This is a genomic window from Mesorhizobium sp. WSM3864 (genome assembly GCF_002294955.1).
Taxonomy (GTDB): Bacteria; Pseudomonadota; Alphaproteobacteria; order Rhizobiales; family Rhizobiaceae; genus Mesorhizobium.
Map to the genome: position 1 here is coordinate 29600 of NZ_NSGD01000007.1, position 15582 is coordinate 45181.

15 protein-coding genes and 1 riboswitch are annotated in these 15582 nt (G+C 63.9%); of the genes, 3 read left to right on the top strand and 12 right to left on the bottom strand.

What is annotated here, in order from left to right; translation table 11 throughout:
- Positions 1–686 precede the first annotated feature (686 nt).
- From CK215_RS16405 to CK215_RS16455, 11 genes are all read right to left on the bottom strand, one after another.
- Complete coding sequence (locus CK215_RS16405) at positions 687–1436, bottom strand: hydroxymethylpyrimidine/phosphomethylpyrimidine kinase (RefSeq protein ID WP_095831543.1); 750 nt, start codon at positions 1434–1436, stop codon at positions 687–689.
- Positions 1427–2032: a thiamine phosphate synthase gene (locus CK215_RS16410; protein WP_095831544.1), complete on the bottom strand. Its 606-nt coding sequence runs from the start codon at positions 2030–2032 to the stop codon at positions 1427–1429. The genes CK215_RS16405 and CK215_RS16410 overlap by 10 nt, the downstream gene beginning before the upstream one ends.
- On the bottom strand, positions 2029–2802 hold the full coding sequence (locus tag CK215_RS16415) for a thiazole synthase (protein ID WP_095831545.1): 774 nt from the start codon (positions 2800–2802) through the stop codon (positions 2029–2031). Before CK215_RS16415 ends, CK215_RS16410 begins: the two co-directional genes overlap by 4 nt.
- 4 nt (positions 2803–2806) lie before the next feature.
- Positions 2807–3004: a sulfur carrier protein ThiS gene (gene thiS / locus CK215_RS16420; protein WP_095831546.1), complete on the bottom strand. Its 198-nt coding sequence runs from the start codon at positions 3002–3004 to the stop codon at positions 2807–2809.
- Complete coding sequence (thiO, locus tag CK215_RS16425; protein ID WP_095831547.1) at positions 3001–3969, bottom strand: glycine oxidase ThiO; 969 nt, start codon at positions 3967–3969, stop codon at positions 3001–3003. Before thiO ends, thiS begins: the two co-directional genes overlap by 4 nt.
- Positions 3966–5786, bottom strand: coding sequence for a phosphomethylpyrimidine synthase ThiC (gene thiC / locus CK215_RS16430; RefSeq protein WP_095831548.1), 1821 nt, complete (start codon positions 5784–5786; stop codon positions 3966–3968). Before thiC ends, thiO begins: the two co-directional genes overlap by 4 nt.
- 112 nt (positions 5787–5898) lie before the next feature.
- Positions 5899–6010, bottom strand: a riboswitch (TPP riboswitch).
- Between the two features lie 862 nt (positions 6011–6872).
- A complete protein-coding gene (locus CK215_RS16435) occupies positions 6873–7334 on the bottom strand; it encodes a phasin (protein ID WP_066994680.1) in 462 nt (153 codons plus the stop codon).
- 327 nt (positions 7335–7661) lie between these two features.
- Complete coding sequence (gene otnK, locus CK215_RS16440; RefSeq protein ID WP_095831549.1) at positions 7662–8939, bottom strand: 3-oxo-tetronate kinase; 1278 nt, start codon at positions 8937–8939, stop codon at positions 7662–7664.
- A complete protein-coding gene (otnI, locus tag CK215_RS16445) occupies positions 8936–9745 on the bottom strand; it encodes a 2-oxo-tetronate isomerase (protein WP_095831550.1) in 810 nt (269 codons plus the stop codon). The genes otnK and otnI overlap by 4 nt, the downstream gene beginning before the upstream one ends.
- Before the next feature lie 41 nt (positions 9746–9786).
- Positions 9787–10734, bottom strand: a complete 948-nt coding sequence (gene ltnD / locus CK215_RS16450) for an L-threonate dehydrogenase (RefSeq protein ID WP_095831551.1) — start codon at positions 10732–10734, stop codon at positions 9787–9789.
- Positions 10735–10766: 32 nt separating this feature from the next.
- The gene (locus CK215_RS16455) at positions 10767–12080 is read right to left on the bottom strand and encodes an MFS transporter (RefSeq protein WP_095831552.1); all 1314 of its coding nucleotides are present in this window, start codon (positions 12078–12080) and stop codon (positions 10767–10769) included.
- Positions 12081–12300: 220 nt separating this feature from the next.
- Here CK215_RS16455 and CK215_RS16460 point away from each other — a divergent pair, with 220 nt between their 5' ends.
- From CK215_RS16460 to CK215_RS16470, 3 genes are all read left to right on the top strand, one after another.
- On the top strand, positions 12301–13314 hold the full coding sequence (locus tag CK215_RS16460) for a LacI family DNA-binding transcriptional regulator (protein WP_245418704.1): 1014 nt from the start codon (positions 12301–12303) through the stop codon (positions 13312–13314).
- Complete coding sequence (locus CK215_RS16465; RefSeq protein WP_095827638.1) at positions 13311–13976, top strand: aldolase; 666 nt, start codon at positions 13311–13313, stop codon at positions 13974–13976. The genes CK215_RS16460 and CK215_RS16465 overlap by 4 nt, the downstream gene beginning before the upstream one ends.
- 356 nt (positions 13977–14332) lie before the next feature.
- Entirely contained in the window at positions 14333–14527 is a 195-nt protein-coding gene (locus CK215_RS16470; protein WP_066994701.1) for a hypothetical protein, read from the top strand.
- Between the two features lie 231 nt (positions 14528–14758).
- Here CK215_RS16470 and CK215_RS16475 read toward each other — a convergent pair whose 3' ends face one another.
- A complete protein-coding gene (locus CK215_RS16475) occupies positions 14759–15580 on the bottom strand; it encodes an ABC transporter permease (protein ID WP_066994704.1) in 822 nt (273 codons plus the stop codon).
- Positions 15581–15582 lie beyond the last annotated feature (2 nt).

Below are 15582 nucleotides of genomic sequence, written 5' to 3' on the forward strand. Positions count from 1 at the left end.
ACCGGGGACTTGGTGGGGAGGAGACAGCCCAGGCGCAAGGCTGCTCAAAGTCAAGCGACGGGTGCACAGTTATGGCCCCGGACGCCAACACGTTTCCCTGTTAGGCTGATTTCATTTCGCTGTTACGCCGAGTAGGGAATTATCCATCAAAGCATTGAAACTGCAGCAGGATTTAAGGTTCAAATTCCCTCGGGAGGCGAAAATGACCGAAAATTCGCTGTTTTTGGGCGCCTAGCAGGGAAAATAGGACAGAGACTGGTTCGCATGTGACTGCCAGCACCACCATTACCTTTGATTTTGTTAATGAAAATTGAGCGAGGCCAGAAACTTCCGGGCCCGTTGACGGGCTGGGCAAAAGGCGATCCCCGCGTTTGCTCCCGTCAAGTTGGAGGCGCAGCACCATCGAGTGACTAACCACCATTGCCCGGACGACACAAGCCTACACTGCCGCTGCATGCCCATGCTGGAAGGCCAAACTCGGGGCCGCCACTTGTTACCGTTCGCTTCCGGCCGCTGCTCCAGATTGTTGGGGCAGCATCTTATGAAGCGAGGTGAATAGCAGACGGCAACGAGTTGATGTCCTTGATCTCCAAGGTTTATTAGACCGCCGGCTCGGACCTGGAGGGCATGCGCCTCCGACCTCCCGGGAATCGGTCAAGATGCGCATTGCGCTCGTCCGTTCAACGTCATCGCGCCCCACGAAGGAGTTGGAGAACATAGCGCTTGGCGTGCTGTACCGCCGCCTCCAACGGCAGACCTTGAGCTAACGATGCGGCGATGGCGCTGGACAGCACGCAGCCGGTGCCACGCATCCCCCCATGGACGCGAGGCGCTTCGACCCGAACGGCGCGACGGTCCGGCTGCATGAGAAGGTCATTGGCGTAATCTCCGTGCGCGTGCCCGCCCTTGACGAGCACGGCGGTCCGCACCGTCGCCGACAGGTCCTCGCCTTGAACGCAAGCGCCTTCTTCGTCCTTCGCAGGTTCTGATCCCACCAACCTTGCGAGCTCAATCAGGTTGGGGGTCACGAGCCGGCAGAGCGGCATCAGATCACGGCGCAACACGTCGACGGCATCGTCCTGCAGCAACACGCGTCCCGAGGTCGAGGCAAGCACAGGGTCGAGGACCACCGGCACCTTCGGATGGGCCGCCAGGACAGAGCCGACCGCCTCAATGGCTGCCGCCGTCCCCAGCATGCCGATCTTGACCGCTGCGACCGGATTGGCAGCAAAGGCAGCGCGCATTTGGGCGGCGATAAGCTGCGGCGGCATCTGCTCGATGTGTTCGACGGCCGAATGCGTCTGGACGGTCACGGCCGTGACGGCGAGGCAACTGCGCAGCCCAAAGGCGGATACGGTCTCGACGTCTCGGGCTGTTCCGGCGCCGCCACTCGAATCGCAGCCGGCGACGATCAGCACATGCGGCGTCAACGCCATTGGGCAGTCGCCGCCAGCCATTCAGCCGTCCGCGCCTCGGGGTGCGTGTTGCGGGCGATGTCGGTGACGACCGCCGCACTTTGGGCGCCGTGCGCGAAGACACCGGCAACGCGCTCGACGGTGAGCCCGCCGATGGCCACAAGCGGAAGTTCGCCGACGCGCTGCTTCCAGGCGGCGATGCGGTCCAGCTCCTGCGGAGCCCATTTCATCGCCTTGAGAATGGTCGGGTAGATCGGTCCGAGCGCGACATAGTCCGGCTCGGCTTGGAGCGCTGTTTCGAGCTCGGCGCCGTCGTGGGTGCTGAGGCCCAGCCTCACGCCCGCCCTGCGGATCGCCTTCACATCAGCCTCCGCCAGATCTTCCTGGCCAAGGTGAACGAAATCGCAATCTTCCTCGATCGCAACACGCCAGTAATCGTTGACGATGAGCTGGCAGCCGTGGCGGTCACAGACTGCCTTCGAGGCGCGAATTTCCCGGCGCAGCGAAGCTTCGTCCTGGTCCTTGATGCGCAGCTGCACCAGCCTCACGCCGAGCGGCACCAGACGTTCGATCCAGGCGGCGGAATCGACGATCAGGTAGAACGGATCGAGCTTCATGAGAATGCTGCCATGCCGATGACGGGGGTGGAGGGAACGGCCATGTCGCGCGGCTCGAGCAGGCCGGCGCAATAGGCCTCGCGGCCGGCCTCGACCGCCTTGCCGAAGGCCGCGGCCATGGCAACTGGATCGCCTGCCTTGGCGACGGCCGTGTTGAGCAACACCGCGTCGTAGCCAAACTCCATCACGGCCGCGGCATGCGAGGGCCGGCCGATGCCGGCATCGACGATCAGCGGAATGCCGGGGAAATGGCCGCGCAGGCTTCGCAGCGCATCGAGGTTCTGCGGCCCGCGTGCGGAGCCGATCGGCGCGCACCAGGGCATCAAGAGCCTGCAGCCGGCGTCGAGCAGACGCTCGGCGACGATGAGGTCGTCGGTCGTATAGGGAAACACCTCGAAGCCTTCGGAGGCAAGGATCCTTGCGGCTTCGACCAATCCGAAGACGTCGGGCTGCAGCGTGTCGTGGTTGCCGATCACTTCGAGCTTGATCCAGTCCGTGCCGAACACCTCGCGCGCCATCCGCGCCGTGGTGACCGCTTCCACCACCGAGTGGCAGCCGGCGGTGTTGGGCAGCACGCGAACGCCGAGCGACTGGACAAGCGACCAGAACTGGCCGCCGGCTTTGCCGCCGGAGGTTTCGCGACGGAGCGACACGGTGACGATCTCCGTGCCGGACGCTTTCACCGCCTCCGCCATGACGGCAGGCGAGGGGTAAAGCGCGGTGCCCAGCAGAAGGCGGGACGCGAGTTTCTGTCCATAGAACTCGAGCATGGGATCAGCCTCCCTTCATCGGCGAGAGGATTTCGATGCGATCGCCATTGCTGAGCCGGCAGCGGTCGCGCTCCCGGGCTGGCACGACTTCGCCGTTGAGCGCGGTGGCGAGCCAGCTGCCCTGGAAGTCGAGTTCGCGGAGCAGCGCGGCAAGCGTTTCTGCTGCGACTTCATGGGCTTGGCCGTTAACGGTGAGCTTCAAGGGCAAACTCCTTTGCTCCAGGATCCCAGGATGAGGTCGGCTGCCCGCCGCGCCATGGCTGGCGCGAGCAGGAAGCCGTGGCGGTAGAGGCCGTTGATGCGAATATTCCCCCCGTCGCGCTCGACGCGAGGCAAGTTGTCGGTGAATGCGGGACGCACGCCGACGCCGGTTTCGACCAGCTCGGCTTCGCCGAAGGCCGGATGCAACGCATAGGCGGCGCCGAGCAGCTCCATGGTCGAGCGCGCGGTGATCGGACCTCTGGCATCGCATTCGACCATCGTCGCGCCGACCATGAACAGGTTTTCCGCACGGGGCACGACATAGACGGAGACGCGCGGATGCAGCAGCCGCACCGGGCGGGCCAGCGAGATCTCGTGCGTTCGCAGGATCAGCATCTCGCCGCGCACGCCGCGCAGTTCCGGTCGCCTGTCACCGCTGCCGGTGCAGTCCACCTCGATATCCTGAGATGCCGGCGCCGAGCTGCGGCCGAACTCGACGCGCGCGCCCATCCTGCGCAGCTTGTCGCGCAGGGAAAGCAGAGCCGTCCGTGGGTCGAGATGCGCTTCCTCAGCGAAGAACAGCCCGCGCCCGAACCGGCCCTCGAGCGCCGGCTCGAGTGCCGCGATTTGGCTGGCGTCCAACTGCCTGAAGCCGGATGTGCGGCGGCCGAAGCGGTCGAGTTCGCCGGCATCGCGGGCAGACGCCAGCACCAGCGTGCCGCGGCGCGCGACATGACCGGGCAAGGCGGCGTCCCACCAGTCGGCTGCGCCGCGTCCGAGCGTCAGCACGGTCTCTTCGGCGTTCTCGCGCTCGCACCAGGGCGCGAGCATGCCGCCGGCCTGCCAGGAGGCATTGCCGGCGATCTCGAGGCGTTTCTCGACCACGGTCACATCGGCGCCGCGCGTCGCCAGCTCGTGCGCGAGTGTCAATCCGGCGACGCCAGCGCCGCGAACGAGCACCTTCATGGCGTGTCCGTGCGCTCGGAGGTGCTGTCGACCGGCATGTAGAGATCGCCGCCGTCGCGGTACTTCGCAGCCATGGCCGCGAGCCCTTCCTTCTGCGCTTCCGCGCGGATGTCGTGCGAGATCCGCATCGAGCAGAATTTGGGGCCGCACATCGAGCAGAAATGCGCCACCTTGTGCGCCTCCTTGGGCAGGGTTTCGTCGTGGAAGGCGCGCGCCGTCTCGGGATCGAGCGAAAGGTTGAACTGGTCCTCCCACCGGAACTCGAAGCGCGCTCGCGACAGCGCGTCGTCCCTGACCTGGGCGGCCGGATGGCCCTTGGCCAGATCTGCGGCATGGGCGGCGATCTTGTAGGTGATGACGCCGGTCTTGACGTCATCGCGGTCGGGCAGGCCGAGATGCTCCTTCGGCGTGACGTAGCAGAGCATCGCCGTTCCGAACCAGCCGATCATCGCCGCACCGATGCCCGATGTGATGTGGTCATAGCCGGGCGCGATGTCGGTGGTGAGCGGTCCAAGCGTGTAGAACGGCGCTTCGCCACAGACCGCGAGCTGCTTGTCCATGTTTTGCTTGATCTTGTGCATCGGCACGTGGCCGGGGCCCTCGATCATCACCTGGCAGTCCTTGGACCAGGCGATCTTGGTGAGCTCTCCGAGCGTTTCCAGCTCGGCGAACTGGGCAGCGTCATTGGCATCGGCGATCGAGCCGGGGCGAAGGCCGTCGCCGAGCGAGAACGCCACGTCATAGGCCCGGGCGATGTCGCAGATCTCCTCGAAATGCTCGTAGAGAAAACTCTCCTGGTGGTGATGCAGGCACCACTTGGCCATGATCGAGCCGCCGCGCGACACGATGCCGGTGACGCGGTCGACGGTGAGCGGGATATAGGGCAGGCGCACGCCGGCATGGATCGTGAAATAGTCCACGCCCTGCTCGGCCTGCTCGATGAGGGTGTCGCGGAACACCTCCCAGGTCAGTTCCTCGGCGACGCCGCCGACCTTCTCCAGCGCCTGGTAGATCGGCACCGTGCCGATCGGCACCGGCGAATTGCGCACGATCCATTCGCGGATGTTGTGGATGTTGCGTCCGGTCGAGAGGTCCATCACCGTGTCGGCGCCCCAGCGGATCGCCCACACCATCTTCTCGACCTCCTCGGCCATCGACGAGGTGACGGCGGAGTTGCCGATATTGGCGTTGATCTTGACCAGGAAATTGCGGCCGATGATCATCGGCTCGCTTTCCGGGTGGTTAATGTTGGACGGGATGATGGCGCGGCCGCGCGCCACCTCGTCGCGCACGAATTCCGGCGTGACGAAGTCAGGGATCGCGGCGCCGAAGCTTTGGCCATCGCGTTGAAGTTTCGAACGCAACTGCTCACGGCCGAGGTTCTCGCGGATGGCGACGAACTCCATCTCAGGCGTGATGATGCCGGCGCGCGCATAGGCGAGCTGTGTGACAGCGCGGCCGCCGGCCGCGCGCAACGGTCTGTTGCGAACCGGGAATTCCGGCGTCAGGCGATCGGCTGAGACGAAGCCGTTGTCTTCCGGCTTGATCGTGCGGCCCTCGTAGCGCCCCACGTCTCCGCGCGCCTCGATCCATGCCTCGCGCAGCCGTGGCAAGCCACGCTCGATGTCGGTTTTCACCGTGGCGTCCGTGTAGGGACCGGACGAGTCGTAGACAGTGACCGGCGGCTCGCCGGCGCTCGGGTGGACCGAGATCTCGCGCATCGGCACCCGCAGCTCCGGGTGAAGCTGACCGGGTTTGTGGACCTTCTTCGAAGCTGGGAGTTCGCCGACGGTGACGGTCGGGGTGTGGGCATTCATGAGTGAGCCTCCTTGCTCGAGTGCAACGGAGACCCAGTCCACGCGATGAGGAGGAAGTGACGCTTCGCTTAGAATGCGGGCACTGCCCGAATGCCGAAGCCGGATTGCCGACCCGCGAAGCCTCGCACCGTCCCTACGCCAGTATGAACTGGATCAGGTTCAACGGGTCACTGCGCGCGATAGCAGTATCTCAGCCCCTTGCCGGGACTCCCCTGGTGAGGCGCCTAGGTTGGACGATGCGACGCTATCCTGTCAACTCGACTTCATGACTTCTCCAGCCTGGAACAAGCGACGAGAAGCGGCGCAGCCACGCAGCTTTGATCGAGCATCTCTTACATCGACGCCCATTGAGCCACGACCTTGCGCGCGTCGAGCTGGCAGTCGGGGCCCACTTGTCATCCGCCAAGGAAACGCTTTTGCGATCCCTTGTGGCGGCGGATTGAAGAACGCATTTTTCGCCTCGAAGAGCATCTGTTCGGCGTCTATGGACGCTGGTTCGATTTGTTCAGGACCGAATTATTGCGCAGCCGTAAGGGTCGACTTGCAGCGTTCCCACGACGGCTGCAAGGGCCTTGCCGGGAGCCTGTTCGCGAATGCTGTGGTTGTTCTCGTCCCGCGTCCCGCTCAACGCCGACAGGATCAGCGTACCGCCATTGCCACCTTTGGCGACTATCTGTTCGGGCCAATGCGCGATGCATTGAAGCGTTATGCCATGTGGGACCCGCCGCCGATTGCACCCGATTGGGCAGACGATTCCTGGGCGCGTTGGCGCCGCGGCGCTTGCGACCCAAAGGCTCTTCGACTTCGAAAGCAGCCCCGGAGAAATCGCCGGCACCGGGCTGCAACGATCAACGGTCAAGTAGCTACAGGACCAAAGCGGCGTCCTCGTCCCGATTTCGGGCCTTCGTCTCCGTCTCTGCGCGCCTTTCCGTAGCCAACTGTTTGGAAAAGCGATGCTTGGCCGATGGATGAGGTTCGTGCAAAGGACGCCGGCCGAATGGAAGAAGACCGGCGCGAAGGTGCCGGTCTTGATGTCGTAACGAGCAGAGGAGGTCTGCGACCTCCGGTCTCGGATTGCCTGAGCAGTCAAGCGGCCTTGAGGTTCTTCAAAGCCTTTTCGAAGGCATCCTTGATCGGCTTGGATACGTCTTCGGTGGCTCTCAACATCACCGCCTGCAGGGTCTTGGCCTGCTCGACGGAAGTGTCGATCTGTTTGTTCACGAAAGCGGCCTGCAACTCGAAGAACTCGGATGGCGACTTCACGGCAACCAGTGCTTCGAGGTGAGCGAAGCCGGCTTCGGCATTGGCTCGCAGAGCTGCGATCGTCTTCAGCGACACCTCGTTGCGGGTGGTCTTGGCCACCTCAAGGGTCGACTCAAGAGCCTTTTGAGTCGTCTCGGCGTTCGATTCCAATTTGGAAAATGCTTCCTTCGCCTGCTCAACGCCCTGTTCGGCGACAGCGCGAACCTGCTCGGTAACCCGGTACGGCTCGTAAGTAGCGGATTCCGCGTTGTCGATCGTTTCGGTCTTGCCGGGGATCTTGGACATTTTCCATCCTTTTCCAGAGAGTGGCATTACACAAAGCCCCCCTGTTTCATCTACGAAATCGACACAACGGATTTATGAAGGGGCGAATTGTCGCTCGAGGGCACCACTGCGGCGGCCGGCGCGCTGCCGGCAGCGATCGGTGCAGGTCGTAGCGGCTGCCGTCATTCGGCAGGTCCGCCGGGCGCGAGATTGTGCATCACCGTCTTCGACCAAAAATCAGTCATTCGGTTGATGGCGCAGGAGCGGCCTCTTCGCAGTCCATCGCTGCCATTCGACCCTGGCGCGACCTTCTCAGTTATCCTTGGACAGCCAAGACCCCGTCACTCCTCATGCCAAAACGGCCAAGGCGTCCGCGAAGAAACGGTCGCCACCGAAATTGCCTGACTTCAGGGCAAGCAGCAGCTCGCCGTGCGGGCTGCCGAGTGCGCGCAGCGCGGGGACACCCGCGGCGATTTCGGGGCCCAACTCGAAGGCGGGAATGGCAAGCTGGTCCACGACGGCGCCGGACGTCTCGCCGCCTGCCACGACCAACCTGCGCACGCCGAGTTCGACCAGACCTTCGGCGATCGTCGCCAGCGACTGCTCGATCACATGACCGGCAGCGTCACGTCCATGCCGCGCCTGCAGCGCCGAAACCACCTCGGGCGATCCACTGCTGGCGATGAGCACGGGGCCATCGGCCAAGCGGGCGGCCGCCCATGCGAGCGCACGGTGCGTCTCCGCCGCTCCGCTCATCAACCTTTCCGGATCGAGCCTCAGCACCGGCATCGTCTCTTCGGCGCGGGCAATCTGCGTCAGGGTCGCCCGCGAACAGCTGCCGGCCAAGCACGCCGCAGGCCCCTTGGCCGGCCGATCCCGCAGCACCGTCCGTTGATGGCGCTGCGCGGTGCCGGCGGCGACCAGGCCGCGGGCGAGACCCAATCCCAGGCCGGACGCTCCGACCGACAGGCGTTGTGCCAAGGCTGCGGCGCCGATCGCTTCAAGATCGCTCTCGAAGACGGCGTCGACGATCGCCGCTCCGGCCCCATCCTGGGAAATCGCCGCGTTGCGCGCGCGGATCGCGTCCGCGCCGCGCGCGACCGTCGCGAGGTCGACCGACCCGACCGCTGCCATGCTCTGCCGGGCGAGTACGCGCACCAGATTGGCATCGCGCATGGGATTGAGCGGGTGATCCTTGAGCGGACTCTCGCTGAGCGGCACCGCGCCGACGAAAAGATTCCCCTGGTAGACGGTCCGGCCGGTTTCCGGAAACGCCGGCGTCACCAAAACCGATTTCTCATCCACGTCGTGACGCAAGGCGTCCAGCACCGGGCCGATATTGCCGGCATCGGTGGAATCGAAGGTCGAGCAGATCTTGTACATCACATGCGCTGCCCCGCGGGCGCGCAGCCATTGGTCGGCCGCGCGAGCGCGCTCCACCGCCTGCGCTGCCGCAACCGAACGGATCTTGACCGAGACGACAACCGCGTCGACCTCGGGAAGATCGAGACCTGCTGCCGGAACGCCGATGGTTTGAACCGTGCGAAGACCTTCCTTGGCGAGGGTGTTGGCCAGGTCGGACGCGCCTGTGTAGTCGTCCGCAATTGCGCCGAGGGCGAGGCTCATGGCGAAACTCCGATGCCAGCCTGGGGGAGGGGCCCGCCGGCAAAGGGGGCGAACCAGCCGAGCCCCTCAAGTGTCTTGCCGCCGGGCCGATATTCGCAACCGACGAAACCATCATAGCCCAGCCCGTCCAGTTCCGCGAAGATGAACCGGTCGTTGAGCTCTTCCGAAGTCGGCTCGTGGCGGGAGGGCACGCTTGCGATCTGGACATGGCCAATGATCGGCAGCAGCCGGCGCAACGCCATGACGACATCGCCATGCAGGATCTGGCGGTGGTAGACATCGAACTGCAGCTTGAGGTTGGGCAGCGCCAGTTCGCCGATGAGCTGTTCGGCAAAGTCGAAGTCATTGAGGAAATAGCCGGGCATGTCGCGACCATTGATCGGTTCGATCACCAGATCGATGCTGCGATCGGCAAGCTTGCCGGCGGTCCAGAGGATCGCTTTGCGATAGGCATCCATGGCCGCCCTGTCCCCGCGAGCGGCGAGCCCCGACATCAAATGCAGGCGCTTCACGCCCGTGGCCTCCGCGTAGGGAAGGGCAAATGCCACGGCGGCCTGAAGTTCGGCGAACCGATCGGGCAAGGCGGCCAGTCCTCGCTCGCCGGCCGCCCAATCGCCAGGCGGCAAATTGAACAGAGCCTGGGTCAAACCGTATCTGCGAAGGCGCTCGCCGATCGCCTCGGGCGTGTGCTCGTAAGGAAACAGGAATTCGACCGCACGGAAGCCGGCATCGGCGGCCGCCTGGAACCGATCCAGGAACGGCCACTCGCTGAACATCATTGTCAGGTTGGCGGCAAAGCGGGGCATGGGCGATCCAGTCTTCCTCAGGCCGATGTCAGGCCGGTTGGCTAGGTTTGCGGGTGGCTAGGCAGTTCGGTGCCGGTGATCTTTGCGTAGAGCCGGGCGACGGATGCGTCGTCGTCCCTGCCCATTCCAGCCGCCGAGGTCGCCAGGAACATCTGTAGCGCGGCTGCGGCCACCGGCACCGGGAATTTGGCGCTGCGGGCCATATCCTGAATGATGCCGAGGTCCTTGACGAAGATGTCGACCGCGCTGCGCGGTGTGTAGTCGCCGTCCAGCACGTGCGGCACCCGGTTCTCGAACATCCACGAATTGCCTGCGGAGGCAGTTATCACCTCGTAGACCTTGCGGATGTCCAGCCCTTGCCGGGCGGCAAATGCGATGGCTTCGCTGGCCGCCGCTATGTGCACGCCAGCAAGCAACTGGTTGATCATCTTGAAGGCTGCACCAACGCCCGGCTCGTCACCGAGTTCATAGACGTTGGTGGCTATTGCATCCAGTGCCGGCCGCGCTCTGGCGAAGGCGGCAGGGCTGCCGGAGGCCAGAATGGTGAGCGCACCCTCGGCGGCGCGCACCGACCCGCCGCTGATCGGCGCGTCGAGATAGAGCCGTCCCGTCGCTTCGAGCGGCGTGGCAAGGCGGCGCACCGCATCGGGATCGATCGTGGCCGAGGAGACGAAAACCGCGCCCTCGGCCATGGTTTCGGCGACGCCGTTCGTACCGAACAGGATGGCCTCCGTTTGCGCGGCGTTGACGACCACCGACACGACGACGTCGGCACCTTCAGCGGCCTCGGCGGGGTTTGCCGCGCCTCGGCCGCCCGCGTCGACGAGCCGGGCGACGGCCGCGGCGTCCACGTCGAAGCCAGCCACTTCAAACCCGGCCCGCCTGAGCGACATGGCCATGCCAAGTCCCATGGAACCGATGCCGATCAGGGCGGCCCGGTTCGTCCTTGCTCCGGCGGGGTTTTCCTTGCTTCGATCATAAACGGTCATCACGGAGATCCTTATTCGAAACGCAATCCGGTTTAGCGATTGACCAGCTTGGGTGGCGTCGTCAGCACCAGGACCGCGCCGAGCACCAGGATTGCGGCGAGCGCATACATGCCGACCTGCGTTGCGCCGGTCAAATCCTTCAGGTAGCCGACGAGATACGGGCTAACAAAGCCGGCCAGATTGCCGACCGAATTGATGAGCGCAATGCCTGCCGCGGCACCTGTCCCGGCGAGAAATGACGTCGGCAGCGACCAGAACAGCGGCGCACAGGTGATCGCTCCGGCCGCTGCAACGGACAGGAAGGCGATGGCGATCGTCAGATTCGAGCTGGCGGCCGCTACGACGAAACCGACGGCGCCGAGCAGTGCCGGAACGACCAGGTGCCAACGGCGCTCGCGATGCCTGTCAGCGCTGCGTCCGAACAGATTCATGACCACGACGGCACAGATGAAGGGGATCGCGCTGATCAGTCCGATATTGAAGTTTCCGGTGATGCCGGTCGCCTTGACCAGGGTCGGCATCCAGAAAGTCAGCCCGTACTGGCCCATCACGAAGGTGAAGTAGATCAGGCACATCAGCCAAACTCGGCGATCGCGGAAGATACCGGCTACCGAATGCCCACTCTCCTTGTGACGCTCCTCGCGTGCGATCTCCTCTTCCAGGGCCTGCTTTTCCGTTTCGCTCAGCCACTTGGCCTGACGAATGCCGTTGTCGAGGAAGAACAAGACAGCGATGCCGAGAAGGACGGCTGGAACCGCCTCGATGAGAAACATCCATTGCCATCCGGCGAGGCCGTGGGCGCCATCGAACGAATCCATGATCCAGCCGGAAAGAGGATTGCCCAATATGCCCGAGACCGGGATCGCGGACATGAACACCGCGATGATCTTGGCCCGGCGATGCGAGGGATACCAGTAGGTGAGGAAAAGGATGATCCCCGGGTAGAACCCGGCTTCGGCGACGCCCAGCAGAAAGCGCAACAGGTAGAATGTCGGCGCGGACGTGACGAACATGAAGCCAGCTGAGATCAAACCCCAGGTGATCATGATGCGCGCGATCCACATGCGCGCGCCGACCTTGTGAAGAATGACGTTGCTTGGCACCTCAAACAGGAAATAGCCGATGAAGAAGATGCCGGCGCCGAGGCCGTAGACGGTCTCGCTGAAGCCGAGGTCGGCCGACATCTGCAGCTTGGCGAAGCCGATATTGACGCGGTCGAGATAGGCAACGACGTAGCACAGCATCAGGAACGGCACGATGCGCCAGAAGACCTTGCTGTAGGCGGTCCTCCTCGTTTCGATTTCGGCTACGACTTGCGCCGGTAGCGCAGGTGTAAGCACGGTCATTGGTTCCTCCCTTGACTGTGAATGGGTTCCAGCGCGCCCCGCCGGTAGCGGTTTTGGCAGCGCTTGCGTAACCGGGTAACATGGATTGGCAGCGCTGCCAACGAAAAAATGGCAGCGCTGCCAACAATTGTTTGAAAAGGTTGCCGCGACATGGCAAAAGAGGATGGGCGGAGGCGAGGACGGTCCAGTGCGACGTCGCGCTCCAGCGGGGAGATCGAAAGTGGCCGACGAGCTGGCCGACGGCACGCCGACGGGGACGACGACCCTTACCGATGTCGCACGCGCGGCCGGCGTCGGCGAGAGCACCGCCTCGCGCGTGTTGCGCGGGCACGGTTCATTTTCGGCCAAGACACGCGAGAGCGTCCTCAATGCCGCGAGAAGCCTCGGCTATGTGCCGAACCGCATCGCCGGCACGCTGGCCTCGACCGGCTCCAAGCTGGTCGGGATCGTGATACCGTCGCTCAGCAACATCGTCTTTCCGGACATGCTGCGCGGCGCCAACACGGTGCTGGTGGGCGCCGGGTTCCAACCTGTCGTCGCGGTGACGGACTACGAACAGGGCCGCGAGGAAACCCTCATCGAGTCGCTGCTTAGCTGGCGTCCGGCAGGCATGATGGTGGCCGGGCTCGAACACACCGAGCGTACCGTGGCAATGCTCAGGCACGCCCGCATCAGGGTCGCCGAACTGCTCGATTCGGATGGCGATGGCATCGACATCGTCGTCGGTTATTCCAACCGCGAGGCGGGAGGCGCGAGCGCGCGTCACCTGGTCTCGCGCGGCTATCGGCGCATCGGCTATGTGGGCCACGATCTCAGCCGCGATCTGCGCGCCGCCAAACGCTTCGCCGGATTTCGCTCGGCGCTCGCAGAGGGGGGCCTTGAAGTCGCCGCGGAAGAAATCATTCCCTCATCTTCGTCGATCGAGGCCGGGCGCGACGGTCTCGGCCGGCTGCTCGGGCGCGCCCCCGATCTCGATGCCGTCTATTTCTCTAACGACGACATGGCGATTGGCGGTTATTTCCATTGCCTTGCCCGCGGCATCGCCATCCCCGGCCGGTTGGCGATTTTCGGCTATAACGGCCTGGACGTCGCACGCGCGGCGCCACAACCGCTTTCCACCATCCGGACGCCACGCGTCGCGGTCGGAGAGACCGGTGCTCGGCTGGTCTGCTCCGACGGGCCGCCGACGAAGATCGATCTCGGGTTCGAACTGATCGAGGGAGCCACAACATGAGCGAGGCAAAACTTCGCGAAGACATATGCCGCTTTGGCCGTTCCCTATTCGAGCGCGGGCTGACACCGGGATCATCGGGCAATATCAGTCTGCGGCTCGATGACGGCGGCTGGCTTGTGACGCCGACAAACGCATCGCTGGGCTTTCTCGATCCGGCTCGCCTTGCCAGGCTCGACGCGCAAGGGCAACTCGTCGCGGGCGATGCGCCGACCAAGGAAATCCCCCTGCACACCGCCCTTTACGAGACGCGGGCAGCAGCGCGTGCGATTGTGCACCTGCACTCCACCCATGCGGTGGCCGTCACCATGCTTCCCGAGATCGATCCCAAGTCGGTGCTGCCGCCAATGACGCCATACTATCTCATGCGCGCCGGACAGACGGCTTTGGTGCCATATTTCCGTCCCGGAGACCCTGCGGTAGCCGATGCAATAAAAGGGCTCGCCGGACGCTACTCTTCGGTGCTGCTCGCCAACCATGGTCCCGTCGTCGCGGGCGAGACGCTTGAGGCGGCGGTATTCGCTACCGAAGAGCTGGAGGAAACGGCAAAGCTCTATCTGCTTCTGCGCGGCCTCAACCCCCGCTATCTGTCACCGGAGCAGGTCAGCGACCTGGTGCGGACTTTTGGGCTTTCGCTGCAGGAGCATGGTGCGCACGACCACTGAGACCCGATTTCGACCTTCGTGAGGCGCTCCTGGATTGCATAGGTTGGGGGTATTACCTGAGCATGTTGCTAAGTTTCAAAAGCTGCAGCTCAGCAGAATTCCTGCCGTCGAGATAGAAATCGGCAGCGTTCCCAAATGGGTCACCACGACGATGCCCACGCCAGCCTGAATGCCCGCTCTTAAGCATTCGCAGCCCGAAGATCTCCCACTTCCCAAGTCCAAAGCATCCCTTACCAGTGCGACAAGGTCGCGGCGGGCGCCTCGCCGTGTCTGCGGCTAGGCCAGCTCAACCCAAGCGCGCTTGAATCCTTAGCCGGACTGCGCGATTGTTGCCCCAGGAAAAGGGGGGATGCGCAATGGAAAAGGCATCGCCTTTTGTGCCAGCCGAAATCCATGTCCACACGGTTGCCGATGAGGGGGGCAATCTTGGCATCCTTTCGATCCGCACGACGGAAGGCATCCTGGATATTGCCTTGGACTGCCACGCCGCCGATGCCATCGTAAGCGCAATCAGCTCCATACGACCGAAGCTGGATGCAAGCGAAAAATAAAGCCTGGCGGGAACCGGGCCAGGAGGCCTTCTGGGGGACGATCGGATCAACGTGTTCGGTTGTCCTAACGTGAAGCATGAGCATGACGGCTCGATGAAGCCACGGCAGATCATGTCTGCCATGCGCTGAGCATCAGCAGTAGCGTTGGCCAATAGCGTCAGCTCTGTTGAAGATCGCTATTGGTCCAGTCGCATCCGTTCACCCTCATTGCGCTGCGACAGTAACCACGCTTCATGCAATGCGGGCCGTTCGACCGCGCCGCGCCAGGAGATTGGCGATCACCAGAAGCACGATTGACAGCGCCATCATCAGCGTCGCTGCGGCGGTGATCGCCGGGCTCAATTTTTCTCGCAAGCCGATGAACATTTCGAGCGGCATAGTGCGCTGGCTGGCGCTGGCCAGGAACTGCACGACGACAACTTCGTCGAAAGAAGTGACGAAGGCGAAGGCCGCACCCGAAAGCACCCCGGGCAGGATCAGCGGCAGCATGACGCGGAAGAACGATGTCAGGGGTTTTGCGCCGGAGATCGCCGCGGCCCGCATCAGATTGCGGTCGAAACCGGTGAGGCTGGCGCCCACCGTCACCACCACGAAGGGGCTGGCCAGAGCGGTGTGCGCCAGGATGATGCCGGCATAGGTGCTGGCCAGACCGACGCGCGCGTAAAACAGGTATGAGCCGACGGCAGTGATCACAACCGGCACGATCAGCGGCGACAGCAGCAGCGGCATGATAATGCGCCGGCCGGGGAACTTCTCGTCGGACAGCGCAATCGCCGTCAGGGTGCCGAGCGTCGTCGCGATCACTGTCGTGCCCAAGGCGACGATCAGGCTGTTGCCGATTGCCGCCTGCCAGCGCTGCGTGCCAAGCACCACCTCGTACCAGCGCGTCGAAAGGCCTTCGAGCGGGAAGATGAAGAAGGAGCCGCTGTTGAAGGAAAGCGGCACCGGGATCAGGATCGGCACCAGCAGGAAAAGGATTACAAGCCCGCACCACAGCCAGAGCAGGACGATGCGGATGCGTTCGCCGGTCGTGGGGTAGGGGGACAAAAGCATGG

Bases quoted from the DNA above. Each gene is read 5' to 3' on its own strand.
- CK215_RS16405 (WP_095831543.1), bottom strand. From the start codon at position 1,436: ATGGCGTTGACGCCGCATGTGCTGATCGTCGCCGGCTGCGATTCGAGT.
- CK215_RS16410 (WP_095831544.1), bottom strand. From the start codon at position 2,032: ATGAAGCTCGATCCGTTCTACCTGATCGTCGATTCCGCCGCCTGGATC.
- CK215_RS16415 (WP_095831545.1), bottom strand. From the start codon at position 2,802: ATGCTCGAGTTCTATGGACAGAAACTCGCGTCCCGCCTTCTGCTGGGC.
- thiO (WP_095831547.1), bottom strand. From the start codon at position 3,969: ATGAAGGTGCTCGTTCGCGGCGCTGGCGTCGCCGGATTGACACTCGCG.
- thiC (WP_095831548.1), bottom strand. From the start codon at position 5,786: ATGAATGCCCACACCCCGACCGTCACCGTCGGCGAACTCCCAGCTTCG.
- CK215_RS16435 (WP_066994680.1), bottom strand. From the start codon at position 7,334: ATGTCCAAGATCCCCGGCAAGACCGAAACGATCGACAACGCGGAATCC.
- otnK (WP_095831549.1), bottom strand. From the start codon at position 8,939: ATGAGCCTCGCCCTCGGCGCAATTGCGGACGACTACACAGGCGCGTCC.
- otnI (WP_095831550.1), bottom strand. From the start codon at position 9,745: ATGCCCCGCTTTGCCGCCAACCTGACAATGATGTTCAGCGAGTGGCCG.
- ltnD (WP_095831551.1), bottom strand. From the start codon at position 10,734: ATGACCGTTTATGATCGAAGCAAGGAAAACCCCGCCGGAGCAAGGACG.
- CK215_RS16455 (WP_095831552.1), bottom strand. From the start codon at position 12,080: ATGACCGTGCTTACACCTGCGCTACCGGCGCAAGTCGTAGCCGAAATC.
- CK215_RS16465 (WP_095827638.1), top strand. From the start codon at position 13,311: ATGAGCGAGGCAAAACTTCGCGAAGACATATGCCGCTTTGGCCGTTCC.
- CK215_RS16470 (WP_066994701.1), top strand. From the start codon at position 14,333: ATGGAAAAGGCATCGCCTTTTGTGCCAGCCGAAATCCATGTCCACACG.
- CK215_RS16475 (WP_066994704.1), bottom strand. From the start codon at position 15,580: ATGCTTTTGTCCCCCTACCCCACGACCGGCGAACGCATCCGCATCGTC.